The sequence below is a fragment of the Streptomyces sp. NPDC002573 genome (assembly GCF_042889625.1).
In the GTDB taxonomy this organism is placed as follows: Bacteria; Actinomycetota; Actinomycetes; order Streptomycetales; family Streptomycetaceae; genus Streptomyces; species Streptomyces gibsoniae.
In genome coordinates, this window is record NZ_JBIARC010000106.1 from 1 (window position 1) to 16,529 (window position 16,529).

Here is a 16,529-nt window from a genome sequence, read left to right on the forward strand (position 1 = left end):
ACGGGTTGCCCAGCGCATCGTGCTCATAGCTGAGGTTCTCGGCTATCAGCCCTCGTGTACTCGGATCGCCCTGCGTCTGCAGCAGCTGATCCCGGGTGCTGTAGGTGTAGGTCGTCGTGTAGGTCGAGGGCAGAGGCGCCTCGGAGGCCGGCAGGGTGATCTTGGTGCCGGTCGGCTTGCCGAGCACGGTGTAGCCGGTGGCAGCGACCGTGTAGCCGCCGGTGGTGCCCTGGACGTAGCGGGTCGACGAGGTCGGCAGGCCGATGCGCAGTGTGTCGTAGGTCCAGGAGGCGAACTGGAAGTTGGACTTCGACTTGTCGGTAGCGGTGAGTTTGCGGCCCAGGAGGTCGTAGGTGTAGTCGAGTTCCGTCTGCTTGGCGTCGGTGGTGGACACCAGGTTGCCGGCGTCGTCGTACCTGTATTTGCCCTGGCCTGTGTCGGGGTCGGTCTGGGTCGTCCTGCGCCCGAGCAGGTCGTAGTCGGACGTCCACACGGTCTGGTCGGGGCCCGTGACCTGGTGCTGCTGGCCTGCGGCCGTATAGGTGTAGGTGGTGGGTGAGGTGGTGCCGCCGGTGGCGGTGAAGCCGGTCGCCGCAGTTCCGGAGAGGGTGGGGGCGGCAGGGGTGTACTGGTCGAGTTCGGTGGTCTGGCCGCGGGAGTTGACGACCGTGGTGGTGGCCACGCCCCCCTTGGGGGGCAGAGTGGTGGTCTTGTCTCCGGTGTAGGCGGTGGTCGTGGTCCAGGTCTTGGAGCCGTTGTGCTCCTCGGTGACCAGGTCGGCGCGGCCCAGTCCGTCGTGGTCGGTGACGGTGGTGTCGGGGATGGTCACCTGGGAGACGGGAATCAGGCTGGTACGAGGGTTGCCCGCGACGCTGTAGGCGTTGTTGGTGACGACCGTCCAGCCGTGCGAGTCGTACTGCGTGTCGCTGACCGTCGTGCTCGAGTTCTCTCCGGTCGCCTGCGTCTGCAGGGGACGCAGCATCGCGTCGTAGAGCGTGTCGCTGGTCGCGTAATTGCCGTTGTCCAGCAGGGTGTTGGAGGCGACGACCGTGGGAGCCGTCTGAGACAGGCTGTAGGTGTAGGTCGTGTTCGCCGGCGCGCCGTTGGTCTTGTTCTCGTTGGGCAGCCAGACCCCTGTGAGGCGGCCGAGCGTGTCGTAGGTGAGTGAGGTGAGCAGACCGGCCGCGTTGGTCTTGGCGGTGGGCAGTCCTCGGGCCGGGTCCAGGCTGCTGCTGGCGAGCTGGCAGTCCTTGGATGACGTGGTGACCGCGGAGCAGTCCACGCCCGGTGTGGCCTGGGTGACGGTCGTGGTGCCGGTGGGCAGGGCGCCGCTTGTCGGACTGTAGGAGGTGAAGACGGTCTGGGCGAGGCTCTTGCCGTCCGGGGAGGTGGAGTTGGGAGTGCGGGTGACCTTCGTCGTGCGGCCGTAGGAGTCGTAGGTGGGGGCGGCTTGGTCGATGAAGGCGGTGGCGGTGGCGCCGGTGGCGGCGGACGCCTTCTGGACGAGGGTCACGTCACCGGTCTTGGGAAGCGCCGGATTCTGCTGGCCGTCGCCGTCGTAGGCGAAGGCGTTGTGGTCGTAGGAGGTGCGGACGTCGGAGAGCAGCGTGCCGCCGGGGGTGGCTCCGGAGGCGGAGCAGTCCTGGTCGGTGGCGATGGCCTCGGCGGGCAGCACCAGGGTGTCCACGCTGCCTGTGAGGTAGCGGGTGTAGGTGCAGTTGGTGACGTTGTCGCTGGCTGCGGTCTCGCCGCGGTCGTCGACCTGCACGGGCATGCCGGTCGTCGGCTTGCCCAGGGCGGTGGTGTAGAAGGTGTCGGTCTCGGTCTTGCGCCAGCCGTAGGAGACCGCCTGCCGCGTGAGGGTCTTGGTCGTGCGGACCATCTGCGCCGTGAGGTCGGGCAGGCCGCTGCGGGACCGTGATGCCGTGGGGCCGATGATCGTGGGCACCGTGACGACGGCCTTGTCCAGGCTGCCGCCGGCGGTGGCGCTGGTGTAGGTGTCGGTCTCGAAGCCCTGTCCGGCCAGCGCGTCGTCGTCCGCGACCGAGGTATTGCCGTCCTGGCTGGTCAGTGACGGCACCGAGCGGGTCTTGCCGCCGGGCAGGGTGTCGCCGTTCATGCCCAGGAAGTAGTAGGTCTTGCTCAGCGTCTTCTGGTCGTAGACGTTGGCGCCGTCGGTCTTGTGGAACACGTTGGGGTCACCGGTGGTGACGTCCACCTCCGGGTAGCCCCGGAACTGACCCCAGGTGCGGTTCTTGGCCTTGACGAGCTCGTCGTCGTCGAAGTGCCAGCCCGGGTTCCCCTTGTAGGCGTAGTCCGTCTCCAGTTCCGGCTCGGTGCCGTCCTGATAGGAGTTGTTGTTGTCGATGGTGACGACCGACTTGACCTTGTACTTGTAGAACCAGTCCATCCACGGTGCCGGCTGCCCGTCGGGCGTCCAGTACACCGGGAAGCAGGACAAGGTGTTGGTTGACGCGAAAGTCTTGGCGGCCGCGTCCGTTGGGTCGTTGGGGTCACTCGCAGGGGCGCTGGAGCAGTCGGGGCGGTCGTAGATGACGGTGGTCTCGGCGCCGGTCTCGCTGGTGACCGTCTGGATGCGGTCGTGGTACATCAGCGGCATCTGGGGAATGGTGCCCACCCGGTTGGGCAGCTGCAGTGGCGGGTCGAAGTTCACCGCAGGCGTGGAGGTGCTGCCCGACGCGCCACCCAGCGTGTCGAGGCCGGTGCGCTGGATGGCGTCCAGCCACAGTGTGGGGGCGTGGTCGCCGCCGTCCGGAAAGGATTGGGTGATCGTGTACTTGTCGACCTGTTGGGTCGCCCCGGCCACCTGGATCTGGGTGGTGATGGAGGTCAGGCGCTTGCGGGACCAGAAGCTTGGTCCATGGTTGGTGCAGGTCGACCCCTTGGTGCAGTTCAGGTCGATCGGCACGTCCGGCCAGTAGGCGGCGTTCGCCGCGGTGAACTGGCTATCCGCGCACGTGTTGCCAGAGGGCGTGCCCGGGATGCAGCGCTCGGCCGAGGCGTCGAAGAGGATCTGCTCTGGCGCGGTGCCCGAGTAGATCGTCGAGGAGGTCATGCCGTAGTCGATGCGCGAGAGGGTGCCGCCGCGGGTGTAGGGCACCGCGGTGTCCTTCATGTCCGCGCCGTAATAGCCGGTCTCCGGTGCGTAGTACCAGGCGGTGGCGTTGCTGTGGGTGTCCACCGCGTAGTCCAGGTTGAACCGGTAGCCCAGCACGCATGAGGTGGAGGCGAAGTCCGTGCTGTCCGGGCAGTCGGACACGCCGCTGTGGGCGTGGTAGACCGGCTCGGTCCACACGGATTGAGTCTCGTCCTTGCCGGTGGCCCAGCCCGGCAGGCGGTTGAGGCCGAAGAAGTACTGCACGCCACCTTCGGTGACCTTGAAGTACTCCCCGTTCGCCGTGCCGTTCGTGGCGCCGGTCAGGTCCTCGATCTTGGTGGTGGAGTTATCGGCGGCTGGGCGGAAGGTCTTGGTGGCGTCGTCGTAGACGATGTCGGTGGAGGTGCCGTTCAGTGACAGGGTGAGGATCTGCCCCGCCCAGCACTCGTCGCCGTCGTCCTTCGGAGCACCCGACGACGAGTCGTCCTGGCATGACTTGTAGGTGCGTTCGACGTAGTTCTCCGTCGAGGTCCAGCCGTCTCCCAGCCACGAGGACTGATTGTTCGTCCCCTCGGTACGCGCGTCCTGGCTGGAGGAGCTGTACGACAGGTCCACATTCGGGGCCGCGCCACCGATCGCCGACGGCACCGCGATCGGGTAGCTGTAAGTGAATGCCCCTGTGTTCCCCGAAGTCGACCAGGAGCCCCCCGGCGACAGGCTGGTCGCCGAGTAGTCGCCGGATGAGCCGGAGGTTCCCGCGGTCGCGGCCATGACAATCATCGGGCTGGAGGCGGCGGTTGCCGGGCGGGAGGAGACCGCGGTGCCGGCCGACATGGTGGACGGGCCCGGTACGGATACCTGCGCGGACAGGGGTGCGCTCGGGGGCGTGTGCACCGGAGTCTGGACCTGACAGCGTGCCAGCTTGGGGGTGGTCAGCGCGCAGGCGGGCAATTGGACCAGGTGGAGACGTGAGGCGAAGTCACCGCCGAAGGCGTAGCGGAAGGAGGAGTCGTCCACCCGCAGCGCGACCTTCCCGCTGCTCGGGCCGGTGCGCTGCAGTGTGAACAACACGCCGTGGACACCGGCCGAGCGTGCGGACTTCTGGTCCAGCATCGTCACCCGCACTCGCTGGGCCCCGGTGACGGCGGCTGGCTGGGGCTGCGAACCCGCGGCGGCACTGAGCAGGACAGGCATGCTTCCGGCCCGCACCTCGGTCGCCTTGGCGCTCAGCCGCGTGGAGGCAGCCGCGACGGGCAGGGTCACCACGGCGCTGCCCGGCGCGGGAAGCTTTGTATGCCCGCTGGGATCGAAGCGCTTGAAGCCCTTGGGAGCAGATCCCCGCCCGGGCCTGGCTCGAGTGACGGGGACCCGCTTGTTGTGCGGAACTGCGGGAGCCGACGCCTGCTGCTTCGACGGAGCGGCTGCCGTCGCCACCCCGGCAGGCAGCAGACCCACCAGCAAGGTGCCAGCGGTCACGACTGCCGTGCGGCGAACCCTCTGGGCGCCCCAGGCCGCCCAACCGCGTCTCCACCCCGATACCCGCGCCATGGTGTGCGCTCCCCTCCCCAACCTCAAAAGGCCCAACTAACCGCTTCGCTAGGCAATTTGAGTGCATGTCAGAGCGGAGGCACACGTTTGATCAGACCCCCGCCGATCATCACGCTAGGGCCTGAGATCGACGCACTACGCAAAGCTTCTCCACAGGAAGAACAAAAGAATCACCCAAGCTGGAACACGACTTGACCCACACACGCCAAAAGCGGACCACGGGTGGGTACTTGACGATCAAGGTTTGATGGACCGGGCTCACATCGGCCCCACAGAATGCACACGGCGCGGGGCCCACGGGGGGAACCGCCTGAGCCTGCGAAGGACCACACCGCCGATGTTCGCCTCTCGTACACGCAGACGCGCGTCCATGCGCCCCGGATCGAGACCGATCGCCACCTTCGTCGTCGCGGCCCTGGCTGCCGGATCGCTGGCCGCTACCGCACCGGCCCACGCAACGTCTCGACAACCTCGCGCCACATCGCAGAGCAACGGTTCCCCGCCCGCCACCCGACACCTCAACCCCACGGAGTCGGCATCCGCGCAGGCGAAGGCGACCGGCAAGCCGGTGACCATCGACCAGCTCACCGACACCGGGACGACGGTGGTGGCCAACCCGGACGGCACCTTCACCCGGACCGACTCCTCGATGCCGCAGCGTGTGCAACAGCAAGGGAAATGGGTTCCGGTCAACACCACACTGGTGCGGCAAGCGAACGGAGCCTGGTCCCCCAAGGCCGCCGTCACGAGCGTGGCCTTCTCCGGGGGCGGTTCCGGGGCCCTGGTGACCATGCGCAGCGGGGCGGACAAACTGAGCTTGTCCTGGCCGGGCCCCCTGCCCGAACCGGTGATCTCCAAAGACACCGCCACCTACCCGGAGGTAATGCCCGGAGTCGATCTCCAGCTGACCGCGGACTCCTCCGGTTACTCCTCGATCCTGGTGGTCAAGACGCCCAAGGCCGCCGCCGATCTGCGTCTGCGAAGCCTTGCGTTCAGCACCGCCTCGACTGGCCTCAAGTTGGCGGCCACCTCGGACGGCGGTGCGCAGGCCACAGACACCCGTACCGGCAGGACGGTGTTCCACAGCGACACCGCACTGATGTGGGACAGTACCGGCCAGAAGGCCGGTACCGATCGCCCGGCCCGGACGGCGACCGTCTCGGCCGCGCGGGCCGAGCACACCGAGGCAGCCAAGACCGGCGAGCACCGCGCAAAGGTCCAAGTAACCCTCAAGGACGGCAAGCAGTTCCTCGGCCTGGACAGAGCCCTGCTCGCGGCCAAGACCACCACGTATCCGGTGTACGTGGACCCGGAGTGGAGCGGCAGGCCCTCACAGCTGGACTGGGCCCGGATCTCCGACAACGGGTGGAACGTCTACAACTCGACCTCCACCACCGGTTCCACCAACGCGCGGGAGGGATGGGACAACACCTACCCCGGCAACGGTGAACGCGCCCGCTCCTACTACCAGATCAACACCAGCGGTATCAAAGGCGCCGAGGTCAGCCACGCCTCGCTCTACGTGAAGCAGCTCTCCGCCGCCTCCTGCTCCGACACCCCCGCTGCCGTCTACGGCACCGACCGCCCCGCCGGATGGAACTCGTCCTCCCTGTACTGGGGCCACGAGCCGACCGTACGCACCGGCGCGCTCGGCACCAACCCGGTGAGCCACGAGGCCGGCACCTGCCCGGTCACCGACGGTGCCAACTCCTGGGTCAGCCCGCCGTCGCTGGAGTTCGACGTGACCTCCCGCGCGAAGAGCGCGGCGGACGGCGGCTGGAGCAGCATGACGCTGATGGTCCAGTCCCCCAACATGAACGACGCCTCCCAGTGGAAGCAGCTCGCCTACGGAGGCGGCGCCACCCTGTCGGTCACCTACAGCTACCGGCCCAAGCTGAAGAACGGCACCGGCACGCCCGCCATCAAGCCGTCCAGCGTGAGCATGGGCAAGACGATGACCACCACCCACACCCCGACGCTGTCCGCCCGCGCAGTCGACCCTGACCTGGCCGGCGGCAGCGAACTGGTGCGCATCGACTACAACGTCTTCAACTCCTCAGGCACGCTAATGGGACAAGGCTTCGGCCCGAACACGGACTCCAAGAAGCGTGCACGCTACAACACCAACGGCAGCGACTGGACGACGCCGAGCCTGCCGGACGGCACCTACACCTGGAAGGCCACCGCACAGAACGCGGCCGGCTATTGGGCCGGCAGTGGCTCCGGCATCTGGACCAAGACCCAGACCTTCACGATCGACACAAAGGCCCCTCCCGCACCCACAGTGACCTCCAGCCAGTTCCCGACCAAACAGATCGGCGCGGCCTTCGGCGACCAGGGCACCTTCGTCCTGAGCAACAACCACACCAACAACATCACCGGCTACCTCCTCTCCCTGGACGCCTCACTCGGCAACACGGTCTACACGAGCAGCGGCGTCACCCACTTGACGACGAGCACGAAGATCACGAAGGGGAACATCTACTACGCCACCTCCGACAACGGTGCCGGGACTGGCACCTCGGTCATCAACGGCAGCGCCTCCCCCGCCTTCGCTCCCGGTGTGGCCGGACCCCACACCCTGTACGTCAAGGCTGTGGACCAGGCAGGATCGACATCCATCTCCCAGACGGCCTACGCCTTCTACGCCGGTACCAGCACCCCCACCTATGCCTACGGCGACAGGATGATCAGCGGCTGGACCGCGACCAACGCCGACGGCACCACCACAACCGTGCCCAAAGCAACGACCACGAGCAACGGTGGCCAGCTGATCAGCCAGGCCGCAGGCAGCGGCTACGGCTTCGCCGACGGCTACCAGGCCATGCTCGCCAACAAGAGCACCACCTCGAAGGCCGTGAGCGGTGACAGCGCCACCTTCAGCTTCGATGTCCCCAAGGACGGTCCCTGGAGCTTCGGGGCCAACCTGACCAAGGCCAAGGACTACGGCATCTACCGTCTGACCCTGGACGCGGGCCAGAGCACTCAGTCCACCTTGCTCAGCGGCTTCGACGCCTACAACTCCTATGTCACCACCCAGTTCGTCAACCTGGGCATTCCCAAGGACGCCAATGGCCAGCTGCTCACTCTCAAGCAGGGCGTACACACCCTCACCCTCACCCTGAACGGCAAGAACCCCAGCTCGACCGGCTACCAGGCCGGCATTGACGTACTGCGCCTCGGCCCTGCACTGACCTGCGCAATCAACGCCACCAGCAGCTGCCTGAACAACACCGCCACCAGCACCTTCACCACCACGACTAGCACAGCCGACGCCGACGGCTCCGGCAACAGCATCAACTCCGCAGACCTGACCAGCACATCGGGCTGGCAGAGCAACAAGACAGTGACTGTCGACGGCGCCACCATCCCGTTGCCGAAGTTCGGCACCGGCACCTACGACAACATGCTGGCCTCCGGCCAGACCATCGCCGTGCCGGACAGCGGCGTGGTGAACGCCGGCAACGCCGTCGTCTTCCTCGCCTTCGCCACCGGCGCCGCCGCCAAGGGCGCCACCGGCACCATCACCTACGCCAAGAACAACTGTGTCGACCAGAACAACCCAGTTGACCAGACATACACCCTCGACACCGTGCCCGACTGGATCAACGGGCCGGCCTCCGCAGCCTCGATCACCCTGGTCCACGAGAACCACAGCAACAACACCCAGACCAGCCCGGCCTCCGGCCCGAAGATCTACGCGATCAGCATCCCGCTGCAATGCCCCGGCTCCGTCATCAGCAGCATCTCGCTGCCGCTGTTCACCAACGGCGTCCAGGCCGGCCAGCCCACCCTGCACATCCTCGGACTGGGCATGCGGCCGACGACCGTCACCGGCAGCGGATCGAGCGCCCAGCACTGGGTCGGCACCTGGGCGTCGGTCCAGGACACCGCCAAAGTGCAGCTGTCCAGCGGCAGCCCCGCCACCGTCAACGGACAGACACTGCGTATCCCCGCCCACGTCAGCATCGGCACCGACGACAGCAACGGTGTCCGTATTCACCTGTCCAACGCCATGGGCGCCACACCAGTGACCTTCGACGCAGCCTCCGTCGCAGCGCAAGACCCCACCGCGGGCGGCGCCACCGCGGCCGCGGCACCGACGCCGCTGACTTTCGGCGGCTCCGCCTCCGTCACGATTCCCGCGGGCGGTGATGTCACCAGCGACCAGGTGACCCTGCCTGTCGGACAGCAGGCGACCCTCCTGGTCAGCCTCCAGGTACACGGCTCCATGTCCGCCATGCCCGGCCACGCCGTGGCACAGACCCCCGTCTGGATCAGCAACACTGCCAACAGCACCGCAGACACCCCCGCCACCAACTACACGCAGACCACCTACACCGGTCTGCCGTATCTCTCCGGCATCGACGTCACCACTCCCGCCACCGCCCCCACCGGCTCGCTGGTCCTCTACGGCGACCAGAGCGTCAACGGCGACACCGCGCCCGCCGACGGCCAGCACCACCTCAGCGACGCCATCACCAACGCCCTGGTCGGCGACCTCAACGGGGACAACTCCGTGGACTACGGCGTCCTCAACGCGGGCACCAACAGCAGCAGCCTGAGCAACAACCTGCTGCCGCAGATCACCAACAGCTCCACCCCGACCAACGCGCTCAACCCCCTGGACCGCAACGTGCTGGCCCAGGGCAACGTGCGCACCGTCCTCATCTCCACCGGCACCGCGGATCTGCTCAACTGCCCCAGCACCAGCGACGCCGACACGTGCGCCACCAATGTGGAGAACGGACTGGCCTCGCTCAACAGTCAACTGAACTCGTACTACACCGACGACAGCCAGGTCTCATACGGCCAGAATTCCCCCCTCGGCATCTACTTCGCCACCATCCCACCCTTCACCGCCGCCCACTCGGGCACACCGACGCAGGAAGCCGCGCGCAAGGAAGTCAACGACTACCTGCGCAACAACTTCCAAGGTCAAGTCATCGACTTCGCCGCTGCGGTCTCCACGGACGGCACCACTGTGGACGCGGCCGACCTCACCAATGGCAACCCTTCCGGCGCCTACTACGCCGCCCTCGCCGGCGAGTACCTCAAGGACACCGCACCCAGCACGGTAAGCATCGCGCCGAACCTGATCGTCCCGCTCGCCACGGGCAGCGACACTCCCGCGGACGACTGGGAGGTGGCCACCGACGGCACCGACAGCAACGGGGACAACCCGTTCACCACGGTCGGCAGCGCAACGTTCAGCTCCGACGGCCCGGGCGCGGTCAACGCCGGCGCCGGCGCAGCGTCCTTCGACGGAAGCACCGGATTCCTTGAGAGCGACCACACCGCCGTCAACACCCTCGGCGACTACACCATCTCCGCCTGGGTGAAAATCAACTCGGCGGTGTCCGCCACCGCGATCTGCCAAGGCACCAGCCAGCACCAGGCGTTCTACCTCGGCTACGACAGCGGCAACAAGGGCTGGATGTTCCAGACCACCACCACCGACGATGCAAGCTCCGACTTCCCCACCGCGGAGGGAGACAACAACACCGGCGCCGTCGGCACCTGGGCACACCTCCTGGTCACCTACACAGCCCCCGTCGACGGAGACTCCAGCACAGGAGCGATGGCCCTCTACCAAAACGGCAGCCTGATGGGCACGGCCACCAACCCCACCCCGCAGTACGACTCCTCCATGCCCCTGACCATCGGTGGCTGCATCAGCAGCACCGACGCAACCACGCCATACGCCGCCTTCCCCGGCTCCGTCGCAGACGTCCACGTCTACCCGTACGCCATGCAGGCGAGCCAGGCCAGCGCCAACAGCGTGATCGTGCCGACGGGCTGGGACAACGGCATGCCCGAGGACGAGTGGAAGCTCGCCGCCAACGGCACCGACACGGCCACCCTCAACCCACTCACCGCATCCGGCAGCGCCACCTACGGCACCGACGCACCGAGCGGCGCCTCCGGCAGCGTCGCCTTCGACGGGAGCACCGGCTTCCTCAAGAGCAAGCAGAGCGCCGTGAACACACTCAACGACTACACCGTCTCAGCCTGGGTGAAAATCAACTCAGCACTCGGCACCACCGCGCTGTGCCAAGGCACCACACAGCACCAGGCGTTCTATCTCTCGTACGACAAGGCCAGTAGCGCCTGGATGTTCCAGACCACTACCACCAACGACGAGAACTCCGACTTTCCCACCGCGGAGGGAGATGCCAACACCGCGCCGGTCGGCACCTGGACCCACCTCGTCGCGGCCTACCGGGCACCCGTCGCCGGAAAGCCCAACACCGGCTCCATGGCCCTCTACCAAAACGGCACCCTCATGGGAACCGCCACCAACGTCAGCCCCCAGTACGACTCCTCCATGCCCCTGACCGTCGGCGGCTGCATCAACAGCGCCTCAGCCACCACCCCGTACCTGGCCTTCCCCGGCTCCGTGGCCGACGTCCACGTCTACCCGCGGACGCTGTCGGCGACCGAGGTCAGCGCGCTGCACTGATCCCACCGCCAGCCCGGGCCCCGCCACTCCGCCAGGAGCGGCGGGGCCCGCTCACGTTGTCCGCGACGCTCTCACGCGGGCTCTCGTCCTCGATCGCCATGGGTGATCCTTCCCGGCAGAGGTGACACCTCATGCCAGGCGGGCCACGTCAGGACTTACGCGAAGTTCAGGACGGTCCCGCGCTTGGCTGGGAGGCCCCAGCCGAGCGCCTGTTCTCATGGACCCGGCCTTGACCCGGCACACAGGGCAAGGCGAGGACGCGGCCCACTACAACTACGCCGCGCACACCCCGCCGTGTTCACCCGCATCGCCGACGGCAACACGACGGCGGCTTCGACGCCCCTGGCCGCCGCTACACGGACGAGTAACCACAACCCACCAACCACGGACGGGGTCGGATACCCCCAAGGGTGCCCGTCCCAATCCGTTCCCTCCTGCTGGCTGGCCTTCCGAGCGGGCGTCCCGTGCCCAGCGCAGGCAGGAACCGCCGCTGCAGGCCGCAGCGCTGGCCCAGAGGTCCGTGGCTGACCCTGACCCGGATGTCCCCGTCCGGCTGGCACGGATCTTCCACCTGTGCGCTGGAGCACGCGGACGGGGCCGGGGTTTCCCGCGGCCCCGTGCTTGAATGCAGCGTGGGTCAGGACGTGGTCACCGTGTTGGCTGTGTCGGTTTCTGAGGGAGTCGGTTTCGGCGTGACTTCGGGAGTCGTTCTGTGGCGAGCATCAAGATCAATGTCAGTGACTTTTGATGTCACTCTGGTGCTGCGGGGCCCGCCCGCTTACTTCTGGTAAGAGCCGGAACGTCCGCGTCAAGAGCGCCTTCGGCGTCGCCTGCTGTCCCGTCCCAGCAGACTGTGGGCAGGGTGAGGCCCTGACTTGCGGTGCCTACGGTTGAGGAGGACACGTTGGCGGTCGGTGTCCCACTCAACCGTAGGCAGCGTGATGCTCACCCGCGGAGCCAGGCCAGCAGCCGCCGTGGAGTCGGTCGCGATGTGCTGGCTGCCATGGTTCGGGGAGTCGGCTTGGCTCTCCGGGCTTGTTGGGCGAGTCGGTATGCGTCGGCTTCGCGGATGAGTTCTTGAGAGCGGATCTGGTGCAACTCGAAGTGCATGCCGCTCGCTCCTACTGCTGGAGCTCCATGACGTCGGCGACCACGCAGCTGACGTTGTCGGGGCCGCCGGAGCCGTTGGCGAGGGCGATGAGTTCGCGGACGGCCTGCTCGGGTTCGCTGATCTCGTCGAGGGCTCGGCGGATGTCTTGGGTCGGCACGACGGTCGACAGACCGTCGGAGCAGAGCAGATATCGATCTCCCCGCTGGGCGTCGTGAAGGCGCATGTCGGGGGTGGTATCGGCTCCTGGGCCCAGGGCCCGGACCAGCAGCGACCGTTGAGGGTGGGAGGCGGCTTCTTCCGGGCTGAGGCGTCCTTCGTCGACCATCGACTGGACCATGGTGTGGTCGTGGGTGATCTGGAAGAGCTCTCCGTCGCGCAGGAGATAGACGCGGGAGTCGCCGATGTGGACGAGGGCCAGCTGCGATCCGGTCCAGAGCATCGCGGTGAGGGTCGTGCCGGTGCCTTCGGATGCAGAGCCCGTTCCGGCAACGTCGTGCACGGCCTGCTTGGCCTGTTCGATGACGTCTTCGAGGACGTTGAGGAGGTTGCCGGCTGGGATGCTGTCGGTTTCGAGGTGCTTGAACGCGTCGATGGCGGCTGCGCTGGCAGGGGCTCCTTGGCTTCCGCAGCCGTCGGCGACAGCAAGGAGCCGGGATCCCGCGTACGCGGTGTCCTGGTTGCTCTCGCGGACGAGACCCTTGTCGGACAGAGCGGCGTAACGGATTCCCAGGGACTTGGCGGTCGGGGACATGGCAGAGTCCTTCCAGGACAGGTGGTCGATGAGGAAGGTGGCCAGATTCCGCCGTGCGGCGGTGTCGGCCTCGACCTGGGCCCAGAACGCGCGGACCTCCTGGGCCGCCGGGCCTGCCTCCAGCGTGCAGACGTGCTGGATGCGGGCCAGGGGCATTCCCAGGCGGCGGAGCCAGGCGACCAGCCGGGCCTGGTCCAGCTGTTCCGGTGCGTAGAGGCGGTAGCCGGTCACCGGGTCGACACGGGTGGGGGTCAGCAGGCCGAGCTCGTCATAAAGACGCAGCGCCTTCGGCGACAGCCGGGACGCCTTCGCGAACGCCCCGATGGTCAGCAACCCCATGCTTGTTCCTCCTCATGCCGAGCACGTCGCCCGGCCCCACTGATGCTGTGGGCTCCCCCAAGGTGAAGGTCAACCAAGGTTTCTGCTTGGCCCCGTCCGATGGTCTCCCACTCAGCTGGCCTGGGCTTGTTCGGCCTGGGCCTTGGTGTGAGCGAGGCGGTATGACTCGGTACCGGTCTGGATGATGGCGCCGTTGAAGGTCAGCCGGTCGACGATGGCCGCGCAGAGCCGCGGATCGGTGAACGTCTTCGTCCACCCATCTGGGGCTGGCACTTGTTCCCTCACAAGGGTTGCCGCTGCCACCTGGCCGTATCCCGTTCCTGGGGTCCTCGTTGGTTCTCGCGGTGGCACCCCGGTTTTCAAGGTGCTGCCTTGACCGTTCAGGTGCGAGGAAGGTGTGCCGGTGGCCGAGGCGAGACTCCAGGTCATCGCGGGCGGGGCCATTCCGCAGGAGCCGCTGGCGACGGACCCCTGGCAGTTCCAGACGGCGTGCATCGACGCGTTCGTCGCCTCGTGGCGGGCCCGCGGGTTCAGCCCGGTGACCATCGACAATGACATTGGCCTGCTGGAGCGAACCCTCGCGGCTCTGGGCCGGCCCGCGTGGGAGGTGACGCCGGAGGACATCGACCGCGTGATCGGTGATCTCGCGATGAAGGGCCGGGCGACGTCGACCCGGCGCGAGTACGTGCAGATCTTCAAGGGATTCCACCGGTTCCTGCAGGCCCGCAAGGCGGCAGAGATCGAGGCCGCGTTCGGCATGAGGCTGGTCTGCCCGGTCGATGAGTTCAACGCCTCCCGGCATGTGGGCGACGACTCTCCAGCCCTGGTGCCGCCGCCGACACCTGAGCGGGTGGCGGAGTTCTTCGACTTCATGAAGCAGCGGATCGCCACCGCCCGGAAGTACGGACCCGCCGCCCGGGACTATGCGATGTTCCGGACCCTGTATCACGCCGGGCTTCGCTCGGAGGAGGCATCGCTGCTGGACAAGCCGGACGTGCACTTCAGCCGCGGCCCGTTGGGCAAGTTGCATGTCCGCTTCGGCAAGGGCGCCCACACCTCCGGGCCCCGGCCTCGCTGGGTGCCCATGCTCGACGGCCTGGACCTGGTGCTGCGATGGTTTCTGGACGACGTACGCCCCAAGTTCCCCGACTCGCCGGTGCTGTTCGCCGACGAGTCCGGCGGCAGCCTGCATCGCGGAACCATCCGCAACCGGCTGCGCTATCTCATGGAACTCGAAGGGCGGCCGCCCGCAGAGCGGTTCAGTCCGCATGCCCTGCGGAGGGCCTGCGCGACCACAACTACGAACGCGGCGTCGACCTGGTCGCCATCCAGCAGATGCTCGGTCACTGGACGGTCAGCTCGACCATGCGATATGTAACCCTCGGGAATTGCATCAGACGGGCGAGAAGTCGCAGGTCACCTGGTCACGACAGGAATCGGAAGAAGTCCGTGGAGTCTACGAACTAGCCGCCTGAGCAGGGATGTTGCCGAGTCAAGCCCTTCTGATGCATGATCTGCCCTCCAGAAGGGATGGTCTGGAGTGGTGCATCAGCGCAAGGTGGCCCTGGCCGGGGCGGCCCACATGGAGCTCGTCTCCGGTGTGGTTCAGCTACGTCCCGAGGACGCGATGTTCGACGCGATGCTGCGGGGCTGGCGTGCTCAGCAGAAGTCGCGAGGGTTGAAGGACGACACGATCGACCCGAGGGAACGGCTGATCCGCCGGTTCCTGGACTTCACGAACGAGTATCCGTGGCGATGGACGCCAGCCCATCTGGACGAGTGGTCGGCGTCGTTGACGAGCGAGAAGCACTTGGCGCCGTCGACGATCCGCAGTTACCAGGGCATCGTCCGGCTGTTCACCGAGCTCCTCATCGACGCCCGATACGGCTGGGGTCCGGCATGCGAGGAAGCCTTCGGCACCTTCCCGGTGGCGATCTGCCATGAGTGGAATACCCTGCCTCACCTGCAGGATTACGAAGGCGACCCGGAGGCGAGGCCCTTCACGCGGGAAGAGTTGCAGCTCTTCCTCGACTACGCCGACGACCAGGTCGAACGAGCGGTACGGGCGAAACGCAAAGGCGCCTTGGCGGCCTACCGCGACGCCACGTTGTTCAAGGTGATCTACGGGTGGGGCCTACGCCGGACCGAGACCTCCAAGCTCGACGTAGTTGACTTCGGACGCAACCCGCAGGCCCGGCAGTTCGGCCGGTACGGCACGCTCAACGTCCGCTACGGCAAGGCGAAGAAGGGCCAGCCGCCGCGACGGCGGAACGTGCTGTCGGTGATGGACTGGGCCGTCGAAGCGGTCGCCGACTACGTCGAGAACGTCCGCCCCCGCTTCGGATTCCCCGACCATCCTGCCCTGTGGATCACCGAGCGCGGGGGCCGCTTGCAGCCCGGCTCGATCAACGACCGGTTCGAGGCATACCGGGACGCCCTGGGGCTGCCCAAGGAGTTGTCCCCGCACGGACTTCGCCACTCATACGTCACGCATCTGACCGAGGACGGGGTGGACCGGCGCTTCATCCAGCAGCAGGTCGGCCACGAGTGCGACAGCTCCCTGGCCATCTACACGCACGTCAGCGACGACTTCATGAACACTTCCCTGCACAAGGCACTGGCCCCGGCGTTCGCCGGGGCCTGACAGGAGGGATCCGGCGATGGCCGCCAAGCTCGACTACCACTGGCACCTGCGCAAAGTCATGGCTGACCGCGGGATGTTCTCCACCACCGACCTCCTGCCCCCGCTCGCCGAACGCGGCATCACCCTGTCGTCCAGCCAGGTCTACCGGCTCGTCGTCGAGCGACCCGAGCGACTGAGCCTGAGGATCCTCATGGCCCTGCTCGACATCCTCGACTGCGCCATGGACGATCTCATCGAGCCCATCGCGGCGGCCGGGACCGTGAAGAAGCCGAAGAAGGCAGCCGTCGGCGGCTCGGCGCCCGATGCGGAGGGACTCGGCGAACTGCGGCCAAAGCGAGCACGGATCAGGGGTGTTGACCGGTCATGACCACAGCCGACCAGCTCGACCGAGCCGTCACAGACCCAGGCGGTTTGATCGCGGACCTCGTCGCCGACGTCGAGAAGGAACTCGGCGCCGAGACCTGCGTTCCGCGTAATTCAGCGGCATAGAGTCACGAATCTGGGGTCTGACCTGCGCGGACATGGGTGAGGGCGCCTGAGAGGCGTTTCTCTAGG

At 67.1% G+C, this 16,529-nt stretch carries 6 protein-coding genes and 2 pseudogenes; 5 read left to right on the forward strand and 3 right to left on the reverse strand.

The window, feature by feature from the left end; all coding sequences use genetic code 11:
* A pseudogene (locus ACFYX0_RS42790) lies at nucleotides 1-4,594 on the reverse strand (hypothetical protein); the annotation flags it as partial.
* A 442-nt stretch (nucleotides 4,595-5,036) separates the two neighbouring features.
* Between ACFYX0_RS42790 and ACFYX0_RS42795 the strand changes: the two are divergent.
* Entirely contained in the window at nucleotides 5,037-11,129 is a 6,093-nt protein-coding gene (locus ACFYX0_RS42795; protein ID WP_388980012.1) for a LamG-like jellyroll fold domain-containing protein, read from the forward strand.
* A gap of 1,121 nt (nucleotides 11,130-12,250) precedes the next feature.
* On the opposite strand, the gene ACFYX0_RS42800 is transcribed toward ACFYX0_RS42795, so the two are convergent.
* Entirely contained in the window at nucleotides 12,251-13,330 is a 1,080-nt protein-coding gene (locus tag ACFYX0_RS42800; protein WP_388980015.1) for a MerR family transcriptional regulator, read from the reverse strand.
* 111 nt (nucleotides 13,331-13,441) lie between these two features.
* Nucleotides 13,442-13,588 (reverse strand): annotated as a pseudogene (locus ACFYX0_RS42805) (ATP-binding protein); the annotation flags it as partial.
* A gap of 145 nt (nucleotides 13,589-13,733) precedes the next feature.
* On the opposite strand from ACFYX0_RS42805, the gene ACFYX0_RS42810 reads away from it, so the two are divergent.
* From ACFYX0_RS42810 to ACFYX0_RS42825, 4 genes are all read left to right on the forward strand, one after another.
* On the forward strand, nucleotides 13,734-14,708 hold the full coding sequence (locus ACFYX0_RS42810; protein ID WP_388980018.1) for a tyrosine-type recombinase/integrase: 975 nt from the start codon (nucleotides 13,734-13,736) through the stop codon (nucleotides 14,706-14,708).
* 162 nt (nucleotides 14,709-14,870) lie between these two features.
* Complete coding sequence (locus ACFYX0_RS42815) at nucleotides 14,871-15,974, forward strand: tyrosine-type recombinase/integrase (RefSeq protein WP_388980020.1); 1,104 nt, start codon at nucleotides 14,871-14,873, stop codon at nucleotides 15,972-15,974.
* 16 nt (nucleotides 15,975-15,990) lie between these two features.
* Complete coding sequence (locus tag ACFYX0_RS42820) at nucleotides 15,991-16,341, forward strand: helix-turn-helix domain-containing protein (RefSeq protein WP_388980022.1); 351 nt, start codon at nucleotides 15,991-15,993, stop codon at nucleotides 16,339-16,341.
* Nucleotides 16,338-16,463 (forward strand): hypothetical protein, encoded by a 126-nt coding sequence (locus tag ACFYX0_RS42825; RefSeq protein ID WP_388980025.1) that lies wholly within the window; start codon nucleotides 16,338-16,340, stop codon nucleotides 16,461-16,463. Before ACFYX0_RS42820 ends, ACFYX0_RS42825 begins: the two co-directional genes overlap by 4 nt.
* The last annotated feature ends 66 nt before the right edge of the window (nucleotides 16,464-16,529 follow it).